Source organism: Vibrio genomosp. F6, assembly GCF_005146325.1.
Taxonomy (GTDB): Bacteria; Pseudomonadota; Gammaproteobacteria; order Enterobacterales; family Vibrionaceae; genus Vibrio; species Vibrio cortegadensis.
The window spans coordinates 26,780-48,594 of sequence record NZ_SYUT01000072.1; the positions used below are offsets into that span (position 1 = coordinate 26,780).

The 21,815-nt window shown below is 44.3% G+C and carries 22 protein-coding genes; 13 read left to right on the forward strand and 9 right to left on the reverse strand.

Features of this window, described 5'->3' with window-relative positions; genetic code table 11:
- Nucleotides 1-21: 21 nt before the first annotated feature.
- The 6 genes from FCV43_RS18760 (at nt 22) to FCV43_RS18785 (ending at nt 6,863) form a co-directional block, all read left to right on the forward strand.
- A complete protein-coding gene (locus FCV43_RS18760) occupies nt 22-921 on the forward strand; it encodes an endonuclease I family protein (protein WP_136996030.1) in 900 nt (299 codons plus the stop codon).
- 151 nt (nt 922-1,072) lie between these two features.
- Nucleotides 1,073-1,651, forward strand: a complete 579-nt coding sequence (locus FCV43_RS18765) for an aminodeoxychorismate/anthranilate synthase component II (protein WP_017052563.1) — start codon at nt 1,073-1,075, stop codon at nt 1,649-1,651.
- 407 nt (nt 1,652-2,058) lie between these two features.
- On the forward strand, nt 2,059-3,270 hold the full coding sequence (locus FCV43_RS18770; RefSeq protein WP_029203370.1) for an aspartate aminotransferase family protein: 1,212 nt from the start codon (nt 2,059-2,061) through the stop codon (nt 3,268-3,270).
- A gap of 90 nt (nt 3,271-3,360) precedes the next feature.
- Nucleotides 3,361-4,380 (forward strand): arginine N-succinyltransferase, encoded by a 1,020-nt coding sequence (gene astA, locus FCV43_RS18775; RefSeq protein ID WP_136996031.1) that lies wholly within the window; start codon nt 3,361-3,363, stop codon nt 4,378-4,380.
- A gap of 103 nt (nt 4,381-4,483) precedes the next feature.
- On the forward strand, nt 4,484-5,941 hold the full coding sequence (gene astD, locus FCV43_RS18780) for a succinylglutamate-semialdehyde dehydrogenase (RefSeq protein WP_136996032.1): 1,458 nt from the start codon (nt 4,484-4,486) through the stop codon (nt 5,939-5,941).
- Between the two features lie 130 nt (nt 5,942-6,071).
- On the forward strand, nt 6,072-6,863 hold the full coding sequence (locus FCV43_RS18785) for a DUF1338 domain-containing protein (protein ID WP_136996033.1): 792 nt from the start codon (nt 6,072-6,074) through the stop codon (nt 6,861-6,863).
- Between the two features lie 100 nt (nt 6,864-6,963).
- Here FCV43_RS18785 and crp read toward each other — a convergent pair whose 3' ends face one another.
- The 5 genes from crp to FCV43_RS18810 all read right to left on the reverse strand — a co-directional run bounded on the left by crp (nt 6,964) and on the right by FCV43_RS18810 (nt 11,516).
- Entirely contained in the window at nt 6,964-7,596 is a 633-nt protein-coding gene (gene crp, locus FCV43_RS18790; RefSeq protein WP_004729651.1) for a cAMP-activated global transcriptional regulator CRP, read from the reverse strand.
- 246 nt (nt 7,597-7,842) lie between these two features.
- Nucleotides 7,843-8,712 (reverse strand): phosphoribulokinase, encoded by an 870-nt coding sequence (locus tag FCV43_RS18795; protein ID WP_113797178.1) that lies wholly within the window; start codon nt 8,710-8,712, stop codon nt 7,843-7,845.
- 87 nt (nt 8,713-8,799) lie between these two features.
- On the reverse strand, nt 8,800-9,012 hold the full coding sequence (locus FCV43_RS18800) for a YheU family protein (RefSeq protein WP_017052557.1): 213 nt from the start codon (nt 9,010-9,012) through the stop codon (nt 8,800-8,802).
- A 141-nt stretch (nt 9,013-9,153) separates the two neighbouring features.
- Nucleotides 9,154-10,131 carry a hydrolase gene (locus FCV43_RS18805; protein ID WP_113797176.1) on the reverse strand — a complete coding sequence of 326 codons (978 nt, stop codon included), beginning with the start codon at nt 10,129-10,131 and terminating at the stop codon, nt 9,154-9,156.
- The gene (locus FCV43_RS18810) at nt 10,128-11,516 is read right to left on the reverse strand and encodes a PLP-dependent aminotransferase family protein (protein ID WP_136996034.1); all 1,389 of its coding nucleotides are present in this window, start codon (nt 11,514-11,516) and stop codon (nt 10,128-10,130) included. Before FCV43_RS18810 ends, FCV43_RS18805 begins: the two co-directional genes overlap by 4 nt.
- 128 nt (nt 11,517-11,644) lie before the next feature.
- Between FCV43_RS18810 and FCV43_RS18815 the strand changes: the two genes are divergently transcribed.
- Nucleotides 11,645-12,241, forward strand: coding sequence for a LysE family translocator (locus tag FCV43_RS18815; protein WP_136996035.1), 597 nt, complete (start codon nt 11,645-11,647; stop codon nt 12,239-12,241).
- 44 nt (nt 12,242-12,285) lie between these two features.
- On the opposite strand, the gene FCV43_RS18820 is transcribed toward FCV43_RS18815, so the two are convergent.
- Nucleotides 12,286-12,765 (reverse strand): TIGR02444 family protein, encoded by a 480-nt coding sequence (locus FCV43_RS18820; protein WP_136996036.1) that lies wholly within the window; start codon nt 12,763-12,765, stop codon nt 12,286-12,288.
- The gene (locus FCV43_RS18825) at nt 12,762-14,684 is read right to left on the reverse strand and encodes an ABC transporter ATP-binding protein (protein ID WP_136996037.1); all 1,923 of its coding nucleotides are present in this window, start codon (nt 14,682-14,684) and stop codon (nt 12,762-12,764) included. The genes FCV43_RS18820 and FCV43_RS18825 overlap by 4 nt, the downstream gene beginning before the upstream one ends.
- A 347-nt stretch (nt 14,685-15,031) precedes the next feature.
- Here FCV43_RS18825 and kefG point away from each other — a divergent pair, with 347 nt between their 5' ends.
- From kefG to FCV43_RS18850, 5 genes are all read left to right on the forward strand, one after another.
- On the forward strand, nt 15,032-15,637 hold the full coding sequence (gene kefG / locus FCV43_RS18830) for a glutathione-regulated potassium-efflux system ancillary protein KefG (RefSeq protein ID WP_136996038.1): 606 nt from the start codon (nt 15,032-15,034) through the stop codon (nt 15,635-15,637).
- Nucleotides 15,621-17,417, forward strand: coding sequence for a glutathione-regulated potassium-efflux system protein KefB (gene kefB / locus FCV43_RS18835; protein WP_136996045.1), 1,797 nt, complete (start codon nt 15,621-15,623; stop codon nt 17,415-17,417). Before kefG ends, kefB begins: the two co-directional genes overlap by 17 nt.
- A gap of 15 nt (nt 17,418-17,432) precedes the next feature.
- Complete coding sequence (locus tag FCV43_RS18840; RefSeq protein WP_017053164.1) at nt 17,433-17,633, forward strand: YheV family putative zinc ribbon protein; 201 nt, start codon at nt 17,433-17,435, stop codon at nt 17,631-17,633.
- Between the two features lie 129 nt (nt 17,634-17,762).
- A complete protein-coding gene (gene slyD, locus FCV43_RS18845) occupies nt 17,763-18,356 on the forward strand; it encodes a peptidylprolyl isomerase (protein WP_017053165.1) in 594 nt (197 codons plus the stop codon).
- A 179-nt stretch (nt 18,357-18,535) separates the two neighbouring features.
- Nucleotides 18,536-19,549, forward strand: coding sequence for an isoaspartyl peptidase/L-asparaginase family protein (locus FCV43_RS18850; protein ID WP_136996039.1), 1,014 nt, complete (start codon nt 18,536-18,538; stop codon nt 19,547-19,549).
- Between the two features lie 114 nt (nt 19,550-19,663).
- Here FCV43_RS18850 and FCV43_RS18855 read toward each other — a convergent pair whose 3' ends face one another.
- Together FCV43_RS18855 and FCV43_RS18860 are read right to left on the reverse strand one after the other, a co-directional pair.
- Nucleotides 19,664-19,891: a SlyX family protein gene (locus tag FCV43_RS18855; RefSeq protein ID WP_017053167.1), complete on the reverse strand. Its 228-nt coding sequence runs from the start codon at nt 19,889-19,891 to the stop codon at nt 19,664-19,666.
- Nucleotides 19,892-19,893: 2 nt separating this feature from the next.
- Nucleotides 19,894-20,874, reverse strand: coding sequence for a WD40 repeat domain-containing protein (locus tag FCV43_RS18860; protein ID WP_136996040.1), 981 nt, complete (start codon nt 20,872-20,874; stop codon nt 19,894-19,896).
- A 128-nt stretch (nt 20,875-21,002) separates the two neighbouring features.
- Here FCV43_RS18860 and fkpA point away from each other — a divergent pair, with 128 nt between their 5' ends.
- Nucleotides 21,003-21,791 (forward strand): FKBP-type peptidyl-prolyl cis-trans isomerase, encoded by a 789-nt coding sequence (gene fkpA, locus FCV43_RS18865; protein WP_017053169.1) that lies wholly within the window; start codon nt 21,003-21,005, stop codon nt 21,789-21,791.
- Nucleotides 21,792-21,815 lie beyond the last annotated feature (24 nt).

Here is a 21,815-nt window from a genome sequence, read left to right on the forward strand (position 1 = left end):
TTTCCCCTCAATGGAAAAGTTATGAAAAAAAGAATTTTAGCTCTGCTGATTCCATGTGCTTTCAGCGTTAATGCAGCATATGAACAAGCGCACGATCCACATGTAGTTGGTGCTTTACCGACAATTACTTGCCAAACAAAAGATGAAATTCCACCGCCTGTTCCTGGTGAGGTCTATAACCCTAATGGCTATTATGACAGTGCATTGAATAAGACAGGAGATGAACTGAAAGGGGCGTTAAATAGTATTATTTCAACGGGTATTACTAAGCTGCCATACTCTTCGTCTAGCTCTATGGATGTCTGGGATGCATTAGGTATTACCGATGAAGATCCTAATGATCCAAAGAACGTTATTTTGATGTACACAGGGCGCTCTCAGCTGAAAACGTTCAGCAGTAGCGGTAATAATGATGGTGATGCATGGAACCGTGAGCACTCATATCCTAAGTCAAATGGTGGCTTTAATGATAAAAATGCCTACGGGTATACGGATATCCATCACCTTAGACCAACGGATGCTTCCATCAATAATGAGCGTGGGAATTTAGAGTTTGATAATGGTGGTTCTCCAACCGCGGAATCTCCAGACGTTGGAAACAAAAAAGACAGTGATTCATTTGAGCCGCGTGATGCTGTGAAAGGTGATGTTGCTCGTATGATGTTCTACATGGCTACTCGGTATGAAGGTAATGATCCAAAAACACCTGATTTAGAGCTTGTAGTAACGGTAGATGATGCCGTAAATGGTACTGCATTAGGTAACGTTTGTGCATTACTAGAGTGGAATACACAGGATCCCGTTGATGATTTTGAATTGAACCGTAATAGCAAAATTCAAGGTATTCAAGGTAACCGAAATCCATTCGTAGACAACCCTCAATGGGGCGAAAATATCTTCAGAAAAGACTGTACGAAATAGTCATGTTAAAGGGGCGTATTTATACGCTCCTTTTTTTGATCAAAAATACACAGAGCCATATAAGATTATGATAAACACTTGCCTTTCCCTCTCGGTACTGCACAATACACCATCTATTCGCCTGTTTCCTATAGAGTAATCGATACTTCCCATGCTACTAATCATCGACAATTACGACTCATTTACCTACAACCTATACCAATATTTTTGTGAGTTAGGCGCGGAAGTGAACGTTGTGCGTAATGATGAAATCGATATTGCGGGCATTGAAGCGTTAGCGCCGACCCATTTAGTGATCTCCCCTGGGCCTTGCACCCCGAATGACGCGGGTATATCACTGGAAGTAATCGAGCATTTTGCTGGGAAATTACCGATTATGGGGGTCTGTTTAGGGCATCAAGCGATTGCTCAAGTTTTCGGTGGCGAAGTGGTGCGTGCAAGGCAGGTTATGCATGGTAAAACCTCTCCCATTAAACACACCGGAAAAAGTGTGTTTAAAACGCTTAATAATCCTTTGACCGTGACACGTTACCATTCCCTCGTGGTAAAAAACGGTACGTTGCCTGATTGTTTTGAACTGACAGCATGGACTGAGCTTGAAGATGGAAGTATGGATGAGATCATGGGCTATCAACATAAAACCCTCGCGATTGATGCGGTTCAGTTTCATCCGGAATCCATTAAAACAGAGCAAGGCCATCAATTACTGGCAAATTTCCTTTTACGATAGTCCTGTTTTTGGCTATTCATTACGCTCCAACACCTGACTCGGATCACTTTTCTTAACATTTTCTTCATCTATTTTATTGTGGATATTCTATGCAAGTTTATTCGCGCTATATCCCTCGATCCTCTTCTATGCCTTGTATTTCCTCATTTAATAATTACTAGCACGCAATTTATCCGGAAAAAAATTCATAAAACGATTTGATTGCTGCATAAGTAGTCACATATAGTGAGCTTTGAACTATTATTTCTGCAAGTAAAAGAACAATCCACTATTGAAATAGTTAATTAAATGTAAATACAATGCTGCATTAGTAGAAATGCCAAACAAAATATTCATCATAATGAAACCCTCATCGATTTCATAAAATGAGAGGCATCTACCTGGCATGCAGTATCTAAAGGAGTGCAATGACAATGGAAAATAAAGTAGAACGTAGTTTGTTTAATGAGGTGATGGTGCCTTGTTATAACCCAATGGAAATGATCCCTGTGAAAGGGGAAGGCGCGAGAATTTGGGATCAGCAAGGTAACGAGTATATCGATTTTGCTGGTGGTATTGCGGTGAGCTGCTTAGGTCATTGTCACCCTGCTATGGTGAATGCTGTAACAGAACAAGCAAACAAACTGTGGCATTTAAGTAATGTCATGACCAATGAACCAGCACTTCGTTTAGCTAAGAAGCTAACAGAAGTCAGCTTTGCAGATAAGGTCTTCTTTGCAAACTCAGGTGCAGAAGCAAACGAAGCAGCACTGAAACTGGCTCGTCGTTGGGCTGCTGATGTTCACGGTGAAGAAAAATCTGAAATTATCGCGTTCCAACAAGGCTTCCACGGTCGTACTTTCTTTACGGTCACTGTGGGCGGTCAAGCGGCGTATTCTGATGGCTTTGGTCCTAAGCCGGGCGATATCACTCACCTACCTTACAATGACGTAGCCGCGCTAGAAGCGCATATTTCTAGCCGTACTTGTGCCGTGATGATGGAACCTCTTCAAGGGGAAGGCGGCATCATTTCTCCTACTTCAGAATTTGTTCAAACAGTTCGTGAGCTGTGTGATAAGCACAACGCACTACTGATTTTTGATGAAGTGCAAACAGGTAATGGTCGTACTGGCGATTTCTATGCTTATCAAGGTCTTGGTGTGACGCCTGATATTCTGAGTACTGCAAAATCTCTTGGTGGCGGCTTCCCGATTGGCGCAATGCTGACAACGGACAAACTGGCCCCTCATCTTAAAGTTGGGACTCATGGCTCTACTTATGGTGGTAACCCACTAGCGTGTGCCGTCGCAGAAGCGGTGGTTGATGTTGTTAGCCAACCTGAAACTCTTGCTGGCGTGAAAGAGCGTGAAGCACTGTTCCGCGCAGGTTTAGAGAAAATTAACGACAAATACAACATATTCAGCGAAGTTCGCGGTAAGGGCTTACTGCTTGGGGCGGCGCTGAATGATGAATGGCAAGGTCGAGCACGTGACGTACTCGTTGCAGCAGGCAAAGAAGGATTAATGGTATTGGTGGCGGGTCTTAATGTCGTCCGTTTTACACCATCATTAGTCATCACAAAACAAGAAATAGAAGAAGGTTTAGCGAAACTAGATAAAGCGATCAGCACTCTAGTTTAATTTTCGTTAAAGCCTCATTTGCACAGCCCAGTGGTAATAACTTAATGGAGTTATGTTGGGCTGTGTTGTTTGCATCTGGAGGGAATATTGATGCTGGTTGTTCGCCCAATAAAAAAATCAGACTACGATGCGCTGCATACATGCGCAGTAGAATCTGGACATGGATTTACATCTCTTCCTGTTAACGAAGAACTGTTAACAAATCGAATTACTCATTCTGAATACAGCTTTAGCAAAGAAAGCGTGACTGAACCTGGTGATGAAGGCTACCTAATGGTGGGCTTTGATACTGAAACGGGTGAAGTTGCGGGTACCACGGGTATTGAAGCCTCTATCGGTTGGGATGTCCCTTTTTACTCTTATCACATAAGTAAAGTGGTCCACTCATCGAATAAGCTCGGTGTGAATAATGTGGTTAAGCTTCTGACTTTTGGCAACAACTACACAGGATGCAGTGAAATTTGCACCTTGTTCTTACGCCCTGATTTTCGTAAAGGCTTGAATGGTCGTTTGATGTCTAAGAGCCGTTTTTTACTGATGGCTGAGCACCCACACCGTTTTTCAAAGACTATTTTTGCAGAAATGCGCGGTGTATCGGATGCTGATGGAAATTCGCCATTCTGGCAGTGGCTACAAGATCACTTCTTCTCGATTGATTTTACTCTCGCAGATTACTTAACCGGAATTGGTAAGAAAGGCTTTATTGCTGATCTTATGCCGAAGTTGCCGATTTACATCAACTTGCTGAGCCAAGAAGCTCAAGATGTGATTGGTGTTGTACATGAAAATACTCGACCTGCATTGAAGTTACTTGAAAATGAAGGGTTCACCAATCGTGGGTACGTTGATATTTTCGATGCTGGCCCAACAGTAGAGTGTGATTTACGTAATATCGACTCTGTGCGAGATTCGATTCGTGCGAAAGTGGTGATTGCTGAACATTCAAGTTCACAAGCTTACTTGATGGGTAATACCTCGTTTGAAAACTTCCGAGCAGTGGCGGCGAAAGGTGCGTATGACCTAGCCAGCGAAAGTGTGATCCTATCCTCTGAGGTGGCGGAAGCGCTTGAAGTGAATGAAGGTGATTCTGTTCGGTTATTAGCGCAATAGATAAATGATTGTGCGATGTGATTAACAAGCTATCTCATTGTCATAGCCAGTCAACAAATCATTGGCTGGCTATGTGGATAGGAATTATTTAGAAGGAATTAAGATGACTCAATGGATCGCAGGTGAATGGGTTGCAGGACAAGGTGAAGCGATGACTTCACTCAGCCCTTTCAATAATGATGTCATTTGGCATGGTGATAGTGCCACTCCCGCTCAAGTTGAATCTGCGGTTAAATCCGCTCGCTTGGCATTTCAAAGTTGGAAGCATCTTTCATTTTCAGAGCGTGAACAGGTTGTACTAACGTTTGCTGAAAAAGTGAAAGAGAACAGCGAAGAGATCGCACAGATCATAGCAAAAGAGACGGGTAAGCCTATTTGGGAAACGCGTACAGAAGCGGGTGCGATGGCGGGTAAAATTGCTATCTCAATTCGAGCGTATCACGAGCGAACGGGTGAAGCTTCTCGTGAAGCGGCAGGCAATCAAATAGTACTGCGCCACCGACCTTTAGGTGTCATGGCAGTATTTGGGCCTTATAACTTCCCTGGTCACTTGCCAAATGGTCATATTGTACCTGCGCTTCTTGCGGGTAATACCGTGGTCTTTAAGCCATCAGAACAGACGCCTTGGACAGGTGAGTTTGTTATGAAACTGTGGCAAAAAGCGGGTCTACCTGCTGGTGTCATTAACCTTGTACAAGGGGCAAAAGAGACGGGGATTGCTCTTGCTGATGCGAAAGGAATCGACGGTGTGCTCTTTACGGGCAGTGCGAATACCGGACATATCCTTCATCGCCAATTTGCAGGGCAACCAAGTAAAATGCTGGCATTAGAGATGGGTGGAAACAACCCAATGGTCATCTCTGATAAATACGGCGATTTAGATGCGACGGTATACACCATTATCCAGTCGGCCTTCATCAGTGCAGGTCAGCGTTGTACCTGTGCACGTCGTTTGTATATCCCATTCGGCAGTAAAGGCGATGCACTTCTTGAGAAGTTAATCAGTGCGACTCAAAAGATTCTAGTTGATCAACCGTTTGCTGAGCCAGCCCCGTTTATGGGCCCACAAATTTCAGAAGCGGCAGCGAAGTTTATTTTGGATGCTCAAGCGAACCTGCAATCGTTAGGTGGTGAAAGCTTAGTGCTTGCGAAAGGCTTAGAGGCGGCATTTGTGACACCGGGTATTATCGATGTAACACAAATCGTCGAGCTACCAGATGAAGAGTATTTTGGCCCGTTACTACAGGTTATTCGTTACGAAAGCCTCGATGCGGCGGTTGAAATGGCAAATGATACTCGATTTGGCTTGTCTGCTGGACTTGTGTCGACAGACGATGGTGAGTGGGATTACTTTGTGGATCACATTCGCGCGGGCATCGTGAACCGTAACCGCCAATTGACCGGAGCGAGTGGTGATGCGCCATTTGGTGGCCCTGGCGCTTCTGGTAATTTACGACCAAGTGCTTACTACGCTGCTGACTATTGTGCTTATCCAATGGCATCAATGGAAGGTGAAGAGACATTACTCCCTGCTACCTTTAGCCCTGGTCTAGAGCTTTAGGGCGACGGTAGGCGGAAACCTCAATTCAGTACTAAATGGTTATCGAATGCAGAGTGATACAGCATGAGATAACCTTTTTTCTACAGCAAACTCGGTCTACAGACCCTAATAAATACAACAAGGAGGCGTCATGACGCCAGATGTTTTATTTGAATCCCTATGGAAAGATTATATTCAACGCCTTTGCCCTTCTGCGGATAAGGTTCATCAATTGCTTCGCGAAGATGCTGAGCTGATTAATGATCACATCGCACTTCGAACGTTTAATGTTGCTCCTCTTGGGATTGAAACCTTAGCGAAGCCTTTTTTAGCATTAGGGTATAAAGAGTGTGGTGATTATCTATTTGAAAGCAAAAAGTTGGTTGCAAAGCATTATGAACATGATGATCCAAACCAACCAAAAGTCTTTATTAGTGAGCTGAAAGTGGAAGAGTGCTCTGAAGCGTTACAAGCCATCGTCGTTAAACTGGTGGATCAAGTTGATGCTCAACAATTGAAGACTCAGGACTTTTTATACAGCGGCCGTCAATGGGAACTGAGCTTTGAAGATTACCAAACTTTAGCAAAAGAGAGTGAATACGCCTCTTGGTTAGCGGCTCATGGCTATGGTGCTAATCACTTTACGGTCAGTGTGAATCAATTAAATGACTTTAGCGAAGTTCAAGAGGTGAATGATCATCTCAGTAGCGTTGGGTTTGTTATCAATGGTTCTGGGGGGGAGGTTAAAGGCTCACCTGAAGTGCTATTGGAGCAATCATCGACCATGGCCGATCGCGTATCGGTCCAATTTACTGAGAGTGAACAAGTTGTCCCTGGCGGATTTTACGAGTTTGCGAAACGTTACCCAATGAATGATGGTCAGTTGTACACGGGTTTTGTTGCAGCGTCAGCCGATAAGATCTTTGAGAGTACAAACGGCTAGATCATTAATACGAGCGCATGGCGTAAAAATTAGCTAATAAAAAACCACCAATAGCGATATTGGTGGTTTTTAAATTTTATAGTGTTTTCAGTAACGCGAACTAGCGAGTACCGTAAACTACAATTGTCTTACCGTGAGCTGAAATCAAGTTCTGCTCTTCTAGCATCTTCAAGATACGACCAACCGTTTCACGAGAGCAGCCAACGATTTGACCGATTTCTTGGCGAGTGATCTTAATTTGCATGCCATCAGGGTGAGTCATTGCATCAGGTTGTTTCGCTAGGTTTAGTAGCGTTTGTGCAATTCGGCCCGTTACATCTAGGAATGCTAAGTCACCTACTTTTTGGCTAGTAACTTGTAGACGGTTTGCCATTTGCGCTGAAAGACGCATTAGGATGTCTGGGTTTACTTGGATAAGTTGGCGGAATTTCTTGAAAGAAATCTCAGCAACTTCACAAGGAGATTTTGCTCGAACCCATGCTGTACGCTCTTGGTCTTCTTCAAAAAGACCTAGCTCACCAATGAAGTCACCTTGGTTAAGGTAAGACAAGATCATCTCTTTGCCTTCTTCATCTTTAATTAGTACCGCAACTGAACCTTTCACAATGTAATACAAAGTTTCGGCTTTTTCACCTGCGTGAATCAGCGTACTTTTTGATGGGTACTTATGAATATGACAGTGTGAAAGAAACCACTCTAATGTTGGGTCGGTTTGAGGTTTACCTAGAACCATAATATCTCACTTCCTCTGCAGGGTACGCTTGCTGCTTTCCATAATTAGCAAAGCCTAGTAGTAGGCAGTTCCGTTAGGATAAGAGCACTCTTGTTAGTGCTACAAGCTATCTTGTGTTTCGGTTAGGAATAGTATCCTTTTTCCTAATCCATTTCTTGATTTTAATCGTGTCATTGCCACGATCTTCTACGCAAAACTGTGCACATGATCACGGTATGAAAAGTAACCGAGATTTAAGCGTGATGACTAACCAATTTTTCCTGTTTCAATCAGCTGTTGCAGGATTGGTCTCACGATGAGTTCCATGGCAAAACTCATTTTCCCTCCCGGCACAACCAGGGTGTTATGGCGTGACATGAAGGAGCCATCAATCATGGCTAATAGGTACGGAAAATCAACATTTTTAATCCCACGTAGACGAATGACAACAAAGCTTTCATCTAAACTTGGGATGCCTTTTGCATTCAATGGGTTTGATGTATCAACAGTTGGCACTCGCTGAAAGTTGATATGAGTGCGAGAGAATTGAGGAGTAATATAATTCAAATAGTCATCCATTGAACGAACGATCGAATCCATTACCGCTTCTCTGGAGTGGCCACGATCTCGTGTATCGCGGACAAATTTCTGAATCCACTCTAGGTTGACTATTGGCACCATGCCAATCAATAAATCGACATGCTGTGAAACGTTGATGTCGCCATCTACGACCCCACCGTGCAATCCTTCATAGAACAACACATCAGAGTCAGATGAAATGTCCTGCCATGGGGTAAAAGTGCCGGGCATTTGGTTGTAGGGTACCGCTTCATCGAATGTATGAAGGTAACGCCTTACTTGGCCAACACCCTCATTGCCATACTCTCTGAAAAACTCAGCCAAAGCAGGAAAGTCATTCGCTTGAGGGCCGAAATAACTGATGTGTTTACCCTGTTCTCGGGCTTTGCGTATTTCCACATCCATCTCAGGGCGTGTAAAACGGTGGAAACTATCCCCTTCAACCCATGCCGCTTTGACATCCATCATATTGAACATCTTGCGGAAGGCTTCAGAAGTTGTTGTAGTACCGGCACCGGAAGAGCCAGTCACTGCGATTATTGGGTGTTTTGCGGACATGACAAACCTTGTCTTGAAGTAACGTACTTGTTAGCAATCGGTAACACTATAACACGTAAATGTGATCTGTCATGGTCTGCTATGCGGTTAAACTCGATTTCGAATCTGAATATCAACGGTTTCATGTAGCTCAGAAAATACGACGTTTGCCTCTCCTGACTTAAGTTGGATAATGACCTGATCCACTTTATCTTGCAGTGAAAACTCAAACTCGCCGTAATCGGTACCTTCTCTAAGAACAAACTCTTTGATTAAGTTCTGTAACGTTTCAGGTTCGATCTCTTGCCACGGGATGATCATACATACCTCTGAATTTTTGGTTGGGAGCAGGATGCTAGGATATGAAGCGAGAGGCTTTATATCCCAAGTTGATCCCAAAAACCAATACCGTATTTACATTTCACTCATTTATCTGGGATCGGGTGGCTCCTAGCGTTTACATTATGATTGGTTCAGAAAGCTTTCGTAATACGCAGGAATGGCCTCTTCTAGCCAGAAAGTTGGCTTGAGCGCATGGCCAGTTAAAAAGCCGACATGACCACCTCGTTCAAATAATCGGTAGTCAATATTCTCAGGCAAAACAAAACGAGGGATCACCGCATCGGTCATAAATGGATCATCTTTGGCATGAATAAACTGAGTTGGAATGGTGATCTGTTTGATCTTATGGATCCCTGAACACTGCTGGTAATAGTCTTCGGCGTTTTTAAATCCATGAAGAGGTGCGGTGATCAAGTCATCGAAGTCGTACAAGCGAGAGACTTGTTTAATGCAATTGTCGGTTACACCGAGCTCTTCACTCAGTAAGTGCTGCTTTTTGAGTGCATTGTGCTTGAGTGAATTGAGTAGGTAGTTTCGATAAACCTTGGAAAAGCCTTGCTCAATACGCGAAGAGCAGGCAGCGAGATCAAGAGGAGCAGAAACGATGGTTGCGGCATCAAGAATAGGGTCATCTCTATAAGACGCCAAATAGTTGGTTAACATGTTTCCGCCCAATGAGATCCCAATGGCCACTTTGGGTTGGTTGGGAAATTGCTGCTGAATATAGTTTAAGAAAAGACGCGCATCTTCTGTTTCGCCAGAGTGATAGGCTCTTGCCAGTCGATTTGGTTTTCCACTGCAACCACGGAAATGCATCATGACTGAAATCCAGCCATCTTGAGCAAAAGCATTCATTAACCCGTTGGCGTATGGGCTATTGAAGCAACCTTCTAGTCCATGAAAAAGAATGAATACCGGTTTCGTTTTGGCTTGCTTAGTCGTCCAGTCTTCACTCCATGCAAGATCAAGAAAATCCCCATCAGGCGTATCAAGAGTTTGCCAAAGAGGATCAAATAGTGCTTTTTTTCGAATAAAGCGCGGCATCAATGTCTGCAGGTGAGGATTACTTAGCCCTTTAGCTGCTGTGAATATAGTCATAAATCAAACTCATTCATTGGGTTGGAGTGGAGTAGTGTTTGAAGCGCAATGAGCCCTTTCTTTAGTTGAGCTTGGTTGATTGGCGAGCTAAGTGCAAGCCTTACCGCAGGGGAAATACTGCCTGCTGGTGGGGAAAATAGTTCTCCAGATTTCACCACAACCCCCATTTTAGCGGCTTGAGCGACGAAATCACTCAATCGCCAGTGCTCTGGGAGTGGTAACCATAAATGGAAGCAATCTCGCTTATACACTGGCTGAAAAGGGGAGAGATATTCGAGGGCTATCGCTAGCCGTTGCTCCATTTCCTGACGAATAATATCAAGCGTTTTGTCTGCATCCCCATTGGCGGTCATTTCACACGCTAAAGCGGTCAATAGAGGGCTTACCATCCAACTGTGGTTTTGCAAGGTTGAAACCAAAGGTTGGTAGAGTTTCTTCGGGGCGTGTAAGTAGCCCACTCGCAATCCGGGGGCTAAGCATTTAGAAAAAGCGCCAATGTGGATCACCTGCTCGGGATCGAGGTTCACCATTGGAGAGTTAACTTCAGCGGCAAGCAATCCGTTTACATCATCTTCAATGATCAGCAGATCATATCGCTTACAGACTTCGAGTATGTCGTGTCGTCTCTGTTGAGACATGATGGCCGTCGTCGGGTTTTGAAAGGTTGGGGTAAGGTAGATAAAGCGTGCTTGATATTGCCGGCAAGCCGCTTCTAATCCAGCAGGTGTTATCCCTTGTTCATCCATTTCGACCCCTTTGACCGATAACTGTTTCTGTCTCGCTAAACTGAGGAGGCCGGGATAAGTGCTTTTTTCTACCAGTAAGGTGTCCCCTGCACGAGTGAAAGCATCAATCACAATTTGAACGGCATGTTGAGCGCCTGAGCTAAATAGTAGCTGCTGTGGAGAGAGGCGAACGCCTTTGTTATCGAGCCAGTGGCAAATCTGCTGCTTATGAGACTCTAATCCATGAGGCTTTTGGTACAGCATCAGTTGTTCAATCAGTTGGGGGGATTGCGATAGGGTCGCCATTGCCTGATTAAGCATATTGCTCCGCTCAATATTTGGCGGAATGTTGTAGCCAAAATTGCACTCATCTGGATCTTCGGTGCTCTCTTCAAAGCTCCAACTGCTCTTGTTTTTATCGGCAATAAAAGTTCCAGATCCTACTCTTGCTTCAACAAGCCCACGTCGTTCTGCTTCTGCATACGCACGAGTGATAGTGCCAACAGTCACTTGTAATTGGTCTGCAAGCTTGCGTTGAGTCGGTAATTTTTGGTTGGCTTTGAGATCCCCATGATCAATTTGCTTAGAAAGCTGATCAGCGATCTGTTTGTACATCGGTGTTGTACTTTGCTTAGACAGCGTCATTTCTTGAATTGTCATGGTGACAATAAACCTTTTGCTAATAATAAAACGCATTGTTATGGTTATTGTGTGCAAAGTGAAACAAAAACTCAACAATTAGTTATCTAAATGGATAATTGTATCGATACAATTTAAAGGGGTGTTCAATGGAGTGGCAATTTTTTCTATCGGTAGCATTATTTGCATTGGTGATGACAGGCACGCCAGGGCCAAATAATGTCATGTTGACCGCCTCTGGTGCTAATTTTGGCTATCGTCGGTCTATCCCTCACTTTATCGGTATTGGATTTGGCTTGATCAGTTTGATTTCCCTGAATGGCCTGGGGCTTGGCGTATTGTTTCAAACCTATCCTGAGATCCAAGATGCTTTGAAGATCCTCGGCAGTGCTTATTTGCTCTACTTAGCGTGGAAAATCGCTTTTTCCAGCGCGATGAGTAAAGGGGAAGGTAAGGCAAACAAACCGATGACTTGTTGGGAGGCGATTCTATTTCAATATTTAAATCCTAAAGCTTGGATGATGTCGATTACAGCCGTTGGATCCTTTGCGTATTCGGGCAAGGATTACTGGTGGTCGATTGCTGCGATATCTATCATTTTTCTACTTGTTCAGGTACACACGTCATCGGTGTGGGTTGGGTTTGGTGCATTCATTAGGCGTTGGCTATCAACCCCGAAAGCATGGCAACGATTTAACCTCGGTATGGGGACTTTAACCGCGAGTTGTGTGGTGTTTATCTGGTAATAGTAATGTCACGGGTTATGGGTTATGGGTTATGGGTTATGGATCTAGCTATTTGCGATTTTTGGCGCGGGTTCTGAAAAGGCGGGATAGAGTTGTTCACCGCCGAGTTGACGGCAGTAACGCAGAGTCAGTGGTTCACTGTAGTTATTGTGTAGGCGAAGTGCATTAATACAATCGACGAGATCAGACTGTTGTTGTCGTTCTAGCTGTAATTCAAATTGTAACGCTTCTCGGTAGAGTGAGTCAGGGGTATTGGATTTGAGATGGCGACGAAGCTCTCGGTAACTATGGAGCAGTGACTCTGAACGGCCAAGGCACGCTTGTACCTTATGCCATTCACTTTCTTGGAAGGCAACCTGCTGTTCGTCGAGCCATTTGAGCAGTAGTAGCAGGTTCACATTCCCGTGGAATTGATTTTGGAGCGTTAAGCACGCTTCTTTAACTTCTCGCACACTGTAATATTGCAAGCTAAATTGCCATAAGCGTTCTAAGGTCAAAGATATGTTTACGTGCTCTTGGCTCATTCGATACTAAATTCCTTTTCCATGGACTCAAGGTCTTCTTGCCCAGACATCCATTCTAACTCTGTCTCTTCCAATTCCGATTTGCTTGATGCTTGTAGCGCGAGTACTTGAGTAAGTTTAGCTTTATTTTCTGCATCATAAAGTGATGTGTCTGATAATTGTAGTTCTGCTTCGCTTAACTGTTCGCCTAATTTATCCATTTTCGCTTCAAGCTTGGTTAAATTTTTGCGGATAGGGGCGGTCAGCTTTCTAAATTCAGCTTCACGACGTTTTTGATCTTTCTTTGATGCCGCACTGTTTGCGCTGTCTTTTGCTGGAGCGAGAGCTTGTGCTTCTTTTCGCTCTAGTTTTTGTTGATCGGTTAACCACTTGTAGTAATCAACTAAGTCACCATCAAAAGGCGCAACTTGACGATCATGAACTAAATACAGGTCATCGGTCGTGGCACGCAGTAAATACCTATCGTGGCTGACAATCACCATCGCACCTTCGAAGGTTTGCAGAGCCATGGTTAACGCTTGGCGCATATCCAAATCAAGGTGGTTGGTTGGCTCATCGAGCAGTAGTAAGTTTGGTTTTTGCCAGACTAATAGTGCCAATACTAAACGGGCCTTTTCACCACCAGAAAATGGCGCAACTTTATCCAGCGCTTTATCACCATTGAACCCAAAACTGCCGAGGTAATCTCGTAGTTGTTGTTCTGTATGTTGGGGTGCTATCTGCATCATGTGTTGCAGTGGTGTCTCTTCTGGGTGCAAGGTTTCAAGTTGGTGTTGAGCGAAATAGCCAATTTTCACGCCTTGAGAGTAATTGAATTCACCAGACTGAGCCGCAAGGTCGCCAGAGAGCAGTTTGATTAATGTTGATTTACCCGCACCATTACGACCCAATAGACCGATACGGCTTCCCGGAACGAGGTTTAAACGAATCTTTTCGAGAATAAGATTGTTGTCGTAACCCGCAGACACTTCATCCATCATCAAAATTGGGTTTGGCAGAGCGGACGGTTCCCTAAATTCAAAGCTGAATGGGTTATCGAACTGCGCTGGTAGCACTTGCTCCATTTTCTCTAACGCTTTGATTCGGCTCTGCGCTTGGCGAGCTTTCGAGGCTTTATAGCGGAAACGGTCGATGTAGCTCTGCATGTGCGACATCTGTTTCTGCTGTTTCTGGTACATGGCCTGTTGCAAAATTAGCTTTTGAGCTCGTTGCGTTTCAAACGATGAATAGTTACCGGTGTACTCATTGAGCAACTGGTTCTCGACATGAATGATGCGATTGACGATAGGATCTAAGAAGTCTCTATCGTGCGAAATTAAGATCAAAGTGCCAGGGTAGCTTTGTAGCCAACGCTCTAACCACATCACCGCATCCAAATCCAAGTGGTTGGTCGGTTCATCGAGCAGTAGTAGATCTGAACGGCAGAGTAGAGCTTGCGCTAAGTTCAAACGCATACGCCAACCACCAGAAAATTGAGTAAGATTCCAACTCATCTGCTCTTGGCTAAAACCAAGGCCGTCAAGCAGTTCCGCCGCGCGAGCATTAATGCTGTAACCACCAATCGTCTCAATTTTGCCATGCAGCTCTGCAACCAAAGTGCCATTATCTGCTTGTTCTGCTTCTATTAATGCATTCTCTAGGCCGCGATACTCTCTATCACCATCAATCACATACTCAATGGCTTTACGTTCTAGAGCCGGTGTCTCTTGTGCTACCCACGCTAATTCCCAATGGCTTGGCTGGTGGAAGGTTCCTGCATCAATAGACAGTTCATCTTTTAATAGAGCGAATAGCGTTGATTTACCACAACCGTTTTTGCCGACAAGGCCGACTTTATCGCCAGGGTGAATCGTAGCAGATGCTTGGTCGAGTAATGGTTTTCCGCCGCGAAGCAGTTGAATATCAGAGAAAGTAATCATAAAAATCGCATTGAGATTGGAGGTGATTAGGCGGTGAGCATAGTAGGATGAAACCAGATAAAAGTCGATCATTATACAAATTGGGTTATGATGCAGAAATCATATAACAATTTGATAACTAGCCTCAACTCTGGATAAGAAAGTCTAAAAGCTTATTAATTTTAAATGGTTAGTCGATTTATTTGCTCAGTGTTGCAATTTTAGATGCATAACAAGGCAAAATCACAAGTCAGTAGCTTGTCTATTGCGGTGATTTTAACGCGGTTAGGCGCGAAAAGAGCAGTACAGAGCGGCTTCAATTATCCTGAGTTGAGGCTACTAAGCACCCAAGGAAGTACAGTTAAAGAATGAGTGATACCCAATCTCACACTGCATCACCGCTTAAAATATTGGTGATATACGCGCACCCTGAGCCGCATAGTTCGATAGCCAATCAGGCCATGATCAAAGCGATTGAACCTTTGGGGCATGTTCGTGTGCACGATCTTTACGCCACCTATCCTGACTTCTTTATCGATGTTAATTTCGAACACCAGTTACTACTTGAGCATGATGTCATCGTGTTTCAGCATCCTCTTTATATGTATTCATGTCCTGCTTTATTAAAAGAGTGGTTTGATCGCGTTCTATCTAAAGGCTTTGCGTTTGGCCATGAATGCGCACTAGAGGGTAAATATTGGCGCAGTGTCATTACGACTGGCGGTCAAGAAGGCGCGTTTGGTGCGCAGGGTTACAACAAGTATCCACTGGAAGAGATTTTGCAGCCATTTGAGTTAACCGCATCACTGTGCCGTATGCACTGGTTAGATCCATTAGTGCTGCACTGGGCTCGAAACATTAATGACAAGGAGAGAGAGCACCACGCCGATAGATATCGCCACTGGCTACAAGATCCATTAGGCAAGCTTTCTGAACAACTATCAGCGACAGATGGAGATGCGGATGGCCAGTGAGTTTCTACAGAGTAGTGTGATTTTTCTTTCTGCCGCGGTGGTGGCGGTTCCACTTGCTCAGCGTTTAGGGCTTGGTTCTGTTCTGGGTTATTTATTAGCCGGAGTTGCTATTGGCCCTTGGGGATTAGGGTTAATTAGTGATGTAGAAGCCATTCTTCATTTCTCTGAATTTGGTGTGGTGCTGCTGCTGTTCTTAATTGGTTTGGAGTTGAACCCTAAAAAACTCTGGACGATGCGAGGGCCCATTCTCGGGCTTGGTGGCGCACAGGTCTGTATTACGACCTTATTGATTGCGGCTATCGCTTATATGTTCGGCTTAAGTTGGCAAACCAGTTTAGTGATTGGTATGGGATTAGCCTTGTCATCTACCGCCATTGCGCTACGTGTTATCGAAGAGCGTGAACTGAGTGGTAAAGAGGCAGGACAGTCTGGTTTTGCTGTGCTGCTTTTTCAAGATATCGCGGTGATCCCAATGTTGGCTATGCTCCCATTATTAGCAGGGAGTACCGGAGGCAGTTGGGCTGACATGCTGTGGATGCTCGGCGGAGTCTTTGGGTTATTGATTGGTGGGCACTTTTTGCTGCGACCGCTGTTTCGGTATGTAGTGATGAGTGGCGTGCGTGAATTGTTCACCGTTGCGGCGCTGTTATTGGTGATTGGTATTGCGGTATTGATGCAGAAGATTGGCTTATCGATGGCGCTCGGGACATTTTTAGCGGGTGTGCTATTGGCCGAAAGCGAATATCGTCATGAATTAGAGATAGCGATCGAGCCATTTAAAGGCTTGCTGTTGGGGCTTTTCTTTATCTCAGTAGGGATGGCAGTTAACTTAGGTTTGTTGGCAGAGAGTCCGCTGGCTATCTTGGTTGCCGTCACCGCTTTAGTCGTATTTAAAGGCTTTGTGCTTTATGGATTGGCTCGTATTTTTGGCATTCAAACCAAAGCTCGAAGCCGAATGGCGATGATTTTAAGCCAAGGTGGGGAGTTCGCCTTTGTGATTTTTACTGCTGCCAGTGCGCAAGGTATTTTGTCGGGGGAGCAGGTCTCTTTCTTATTGGTTGTGGTGAGCTTATCTATGGTCACCACGCCATTAATGCTTAAACTACAAGACAGGTTTTTCGCTCGCGAACTTAATCAAATCAGTGAAGATGCGATGCAATCTGATGTGGTTGATCGTAGTCCAAGAGTGATCATTGCAGGCTTTGGTCGTTTTGGGCAGATTATTGGTCGGTTGATGTACGCCAATAAGATCCGTATTACCGTATTAGAAAGTGACGCGAGCCAAATTCATTTATTGCGTAAGTTTGGCTATAAAGTGTTTTATGGGGATGCGACTCAGTTGGATTTATTACGAGCTGCAGGGGCAGATAAAGCGGAAGCGATTGTGCTGTGTACTGACTCTCCTGATGAAATCATGAAAATTGTTGATATCTGCCGACAGCATTTTCCACGTCTAAAAATATTAGCTCGTGCACGTAGCCGTGTTGAAGCTTATCAATTAATGAATCATGGTGTTAATAATTACTCTCGTGAGACCTTTTTAGGGGCACTTGATTTAGGGCGACAGGCTCTTACTGAGTTGGGTATGCATCCTTATCAAGCAAAGCGAGCTGAAGCACATTTTAGAAAGCTAGATAACTCGATGCTTAAAGAGTTACTGCCTCAGCACAGTGAAGATAAAGAGCTCGCATTGCGATCGAAAGAAGCGCGGAAAGAGTTGGAAGAGATATTTGGTCATGAGATGGAGAACGATCGCCAGTCTCGTAACTATTGGGAATAGAAAAAGGAACTAGACGTGAAACAGAGAAAACGCTTTATTGCAGGAGCAAGTTGTCCAAATTGTAAAACGCAAGACACCCTTCGCTGGTGGATTGAAAACAATATTGAGTTGGTTGAGTGCGTCGAATGTGACTTCACTGAGCAGCGTAAGCCTAAATCTGTAGATAAAACTGAACATGCGACACAAGAAATGATCGGTATTTTTAAACCAGAATGATTGAGTTTCGCCAATTCATCCCCATAATGTGGGGATAAGTTCTTATGTGACCTTTATTTCGTCCTAAGAGCATGATCTTCTTTAGGCCTAGTTGTCACTATCTAGAGCTTTTATTCCCTTGGAGTACACATGAAAATTGAAAAGAACGTAGTAGTAAGCGTAGCGTATCAAGTTAAACTTGAAGACGGTGTGGTTGTCGATCAATCAACAGTTGAAGCACCGCTAGATTACCTTCACGGTCACAACAACCTCATTACTGGTCTTGAAAAAGAGTTAGACGGTAAAGTTGCAGGCGATAAATTCTCAGTGACAGTATCTCCAGAAGATGCTTACGGCGAACACAGCGATGACCTAGTACAACGCGTTCCTGCTGATGTATTCCAAGGTGTTGAAGAAATTGAAGTGGGTATGCGTTTCCTAGCGGATACTGACCAAGGTCCAATTCCTGTAGAAGTAACAGAAGTTGATGGCGACGAAGTTGTTGTTGATGGTAACCACATGCTTGCTGGCCAAACTCTAACATTTGACGTTGAAGTTGTAGCAGTTCGTGAAGCAACGGCAGAAGAAGCTGAACACGGCCATGTACACCAAGAAGGCGGTTGTGGTGGCCACGGTCATGACCACGACCATGAAGGCGGTTGTTGTGGCGGCGAAGGCCATGATCACGACCACGGCGAGAAGAAAGAAGGCTGCTGTGGCGGCGGCGGTTGTGGTTCTCACTAATTCCGCATTGAAATGATTTCTAAAACCCTCCAAATTGGAGGGTTTTTTTATGCCTTTAATTTAAGGCCCTTTCTGATCTGACAGGTTGACTAATGACAGGCTGGCACGGATATTAAGTGCTAATGAATAGTCTGCTGATACTGAGCGGAACGCTATATTTCTACATAAAAGGGTGTTTTATGCGTCAACCATTTTCTATCGCGATACATGGTGGTGCGGGTACTATTTTGCGTGAGCAGATGAGCGACTCGTTAAAGTTGGGTATTCTAACCACCTTAGAAAAATCAGTGAGAGCTGGCTATGAAATTTTGCAAGCGAAAGGTGATGCGGCGGATGCAGTTGTCGCCGCGGTGAAAGTGATGGAGGATTGTCCACATTTCAATGCTGGTAAAGGTTCAGTGTTAACTCATCAAGAATTCATCGAGATGGACGCTTCAGTGATGCATGGGAAAAAGATGGATGCTGGAGCCGTTGCTGGGGTTCGCCATATAAGAAATCCGATTGAATTAGCCCGCGATGTGATGAGAAAAAGTGATCACGTGTTACTGATGGGCGAAGGGGCTGAGCAGTTTGCTTTCGATCAGGGCTACCAATATACCGAACAAGATTACTTCCTTACCGACCGTCGTTATGAGCAGCTTCAATCGATGAAAGAGAAAGGTTTGTTTGCGCTTTCAGAAGCCTCTTATGAGCACTCTTATGATCAACAGAAGCAGCAATTAGAATCGCCTCTTACAGGAAGCCAAACTGATTCAGCGTATCCTGATGATAATAAATATGGCACCGTTGGAGCCGTCGCACTGGATCAGCAAGGTAACTTGGCGGCCGCAACGAGTACGGGCGGCGTCACCAATAAAAAATATGGTCGTGTTGGCGATTCACCCATAATAGGGGCGGGTACGGTTGCTGAAAACGGTAATGTCGCGGTCTCTACAACGGGGATGGGCGAATTTTTCTTACGTAAAATGGTGGCCGGAGATGTGGCTGCTCGTATGCGTTATTTGAAAGAAAATGTACACACGGCTTGTGAGAATATTATTCAGGGGGATCTAAAAGCGATGGGAGGAGAGGGCGGATTGATCGCGGTCGATGCCCAAGGGGATATCCACTTTGCAATGAATAGCTCAGGAATGTATCGCGCGAGTATTGATGTCGATGGGAAGTTCAGTGTCAAAATTTACGCAGATGAATAGGACTTAGTTTTCCTTGTTGTTATCCCTACTGACTCTAGATGTAAGAAGCTTATCTAATAAAATAAGCTTCTTATCGAATCGAGAACTCAGGGAGTAAAGACAAGACTCATCACATTAATAGTGAGGTGGTGGTGTCTCTTCCGTTGGATCGGCTAAATTCGAAGAGTCCATATTTTTCACTTTTCCGACAACAAACTTCATCTGATCTTGCATACGAGTGATCAAAAATTGTTGTTGGCTTAAAGCATCGTTGAGTTCATCAATCGTCTGCTCTTGGAATGCCAGTTTGCACTCAAGATCATTGATGCGATCTTCGAGCTGTTGAATGTTTTTATCAGTCATGATTAATCGTCTAGTTTCCAAGCTTGAGCTATGCCAGCAGACGTGGCTGTTATCACACGTTGCTGTAAATCGAAGGCTGCATCATACACCACTGCGCGTGGAGGACGAGCATCTTTTAGCGGTTTGACTTCAAAACCATCAGTGCGTTTACCGCTTTTTGTATCCCAAACCATCACTCGGCCAGAGGGCGTTCCTGTAATGAGTTGCGAACCATCATCAGAAAATCGAGCAGCAGAAAAAATAAGCTGGCGTGATAAGCTACTTAGTGCTGACACCTTCTCACCGGTTTCTAAATTCCACACAAATGCACCATTTCCGCCATCAGAGGTAAAGGCAAGTTTGCCATCTCTCTGTAGCGCGACGCGATTCACGCGCTGCTCATGTTCAAAGGTGCGCAGCACTAAACCGGATTGGGTATCCCACAGGTAGGCTTTGTAATCGTTCCCTCCAGAAAGCGCAAAGCGACCATTCGGTGAAATCGCAACAGAATTAATTTTTTCTCTATGCGCTAGGAACTCTATGCGTCTTCCGGTGACTAAGTCCACATAAATAGCTTTACCATTTGATAAACCTAGTAGAACTTGTTCACCATTACTGGCGATATCAACATCGCGAATTAAACCATCAGAGATAGACCATAGCCCTTCAGATTGGCTCCAAGCCAAATCCCAAACGGCAAAGTTTATTTGACTGGCGGTAATCGCAAAACGGCCATTGTCAGAAATGCGAATACGAGATACGGTATTCGCTTGTGGATCTTGTTCGCCAAGTTGATCCAGTTGCTTTCCTTCAACAAGATCCCAAAAGAGTAAATGGCTCTGTTTTGAATAGAGTAGCGCAAACCGCCCATCACGGCTGAGCGCAAAGCTGGTGGAGCCTTGAGGTTCAATTTCCCAACGCTGTTCATCTTTGCTCGAAAAAAAACACCCATTTAACATGGTGATGACAATGGCACATAGTATTGAGTGAGAAATTATTCGCATCAGCTCTCATAATCCAGTTTGTGTCTAAAGACATATAACTAGTATATTGGAACAACAATTTAATGCACCCATCTAAACATGAGATTTGTGCACCATAACAAATGGCTAGTCCATCTTTGGAGAAATAAATGAAATCGATTTTTAAAGTGTCGCTACTTGCAGCAACAGTAATGCTAGCAGTGGGTTGCCAAAAAGAAGAAGCACCAAAAGTAGAAACGGCACCAGCAGAGCAAGTTCAAGCAGAAGCCGGCAAAACCGTTCACTTTAAAACAGAAGATGATAAAGCGGCATACGCAATTGGCGTGTCATTCGCAAACTACTTGAGCACAAGTATTGATAAACCGAGTGAAATTGGTATTGATCTAAATAAAGAGTTGGTTCTTAAAGGTATCGAGCACGTTTTCGCAGGTAACCCTGAAATGAGTGAAGAAGATACTCGTGCCGCGTTGGAATCTTTAGACAAGCGCGTTTCAGAAAAAATGCAGGCACAAGCTGCAGAAAAGTCAGCAGCAGCAAAGAAAGCGGGCGATGATTTCCGTGCGAACTTCGAAAAACAAGAAGGCGTAACGAAAACAGAATCAGGTTTGCTGTACCAAGTAATGTCAAAAGCTGAAGGTGAATCACCAAAAGATACTGATACTGTTGAAGTGCACTACAAAGGCACATTGATTGACGGTACTCAATTTGATAGCTCTTATGATCGTGGCCAACCAGCAACCTTCCCTCTTAACCGCGTAATTCCAGGTTGGACTGAAGGTGTTCAACTGATGCAAGTGGGTTCTAAATACAAGTTTGTTATCCCTTCAGAATTAGCGTACGGCGCACAAGATACGCCAACGATTCCAGCAAACTCAACACTGGTATTTGAAGTGGAATTATTGAGCATCGATAACGGAACTAAAACTGCAGTTCAGTAATATCTAAACAATATTTCTAATAAA

Coding starts and splice junctions, on each gene's coding strand:
- FCV43_RS18760 (WP_136996030.1), top strand. CDS start 22: ATGAAAAAAAGAATTTTAGCTCTGCTGATTCCATGTGCTTTCAGCGTT.
- FCV43_RS18765 (WP_017052563.1), top strand. CDS start 1,073: ATGCTACTAATCATCGACAATTACGACTCATTTACCTACAACCTATAC.
- FCV43_RS18770 (WP_029203370.1), top strand. CDS start 2,059: ATGACAATGGAAAATAAAGTAGAACGTAGTTTGTTTAATGAGGTGATG.
- astA (WP_136996031.1), top strand. CDS start 3,361: ATGCTGGTTGTTCGCCCAATAAAAAAATCAGACTACGATGCGCTGCAT.
- astD (WP_136996032.1), top strand. CDS start 4,484: ATGACTCAATGGATCGCAGGTGAATGGGTTGCAGGACAAGGTGAAGCG.
- FCV43_RS18785 (WP_136996033.1), top strand. CDS start 6,072: ATGACGCCAGATGTTTTATTTGAATCCCTATGGAAAGATTATATTCAA.
- crp (WP_004729651.1), bottom strand. CDS start 7,596: ATGGTTCTAGGTAAACCTCAAACCGACCCAACATTAGAGTGGTTTCTT.
- FCV43_RS18795 (WP_113797178.1), bottom strand. CDS start 8,712: ATGTCCGCAAAACACCCAATAATCGCAGTGACTGGCTCTTCCGGTGCC.
- FCV43_RS18800 (WP_017052557.1), bottom strand. CDS start 9,012: ATGATCATCCCGTGGCAAGAGATCGAACCTGAAACGTTACAGAACTTA.
- FCV43_RS18805 (WP_113797176.1), bottom strand. CDS start 10,131: ATGACTATATTCACAGCAGCTAAAGGGCTAAGTAATCCTCACCTGCAG.
- FCV43_RS18810 (WP_136996034.1), bottom strand. CDS start 11,516: ATGACAATTCAAGAAATGACGCTGTCTAAGCAAAGTACAACACCGATG.
- FCV43_RS18815 (WP_136996035.1), top strand. CDS start 11,645: ATGGAGTGGCAATTTTTTCTATCGGTAGCATTATTTGCATTGGTGATG.
- FCV43_RS18820 (WP_136996036.1), bottom strand. CDS start 12,765: ATGAGCCAAGAGCACGTAAACATATCTTTGACCTTAGAACGCTTATGG.
- FCV43_RS18825 (WP_136996037.1), bottom strand. CDS start 14,684: ATGATTACTTTCTCTGATATTCAACTGCTTCGCGGCGGAAAACCATTA.
- kefG (WP_136996038.1), top strand. CDS start 15,032: ATGAGTGATACCCAATCTCACACTGCATCACCGCTTAAAATATTGGTG.
- kefB (WP_136996045.1), top strand. CDS start 15,621: ATGCGGATGGCCAGTGAGTTTCTACAGAGTAGTGTGATTTTTCTTTCT.
- slyD (WP_017053165.1), top strand. CDS start 17,763: ATGAAAATTGAAAAGAACGTAGTAGTAAGCGTAGCGTATCAAGTTAAA.
- FCV43_RS18850 (WP_136996039.1), top strand. CDS start 18,536: ATGCGTCAACCATTTTCTATCGCGATACATGGTGGTGCGGGTACTATT.
- FCV43_RS18855 (WP_017053167.1), bottom strand. CDS start 19,891: ATGACTGATAAAAACATTCAACAGCTCGAAGATCGCATCAATGATCTT.
- FCV43_RS18860 (WP_136996040.1), bottom strand. CDS start 20,874: ATGCGAATAATTTCTCACTCAATACTATGTGCCATTGTCATCACCATG.
- fkpA (WP_017053169.1), top strand. CDS start 21,003: ATGAAATCGATTTTTAAAGTGTCGCTACTTGCAGCAACAGTAATGCTA.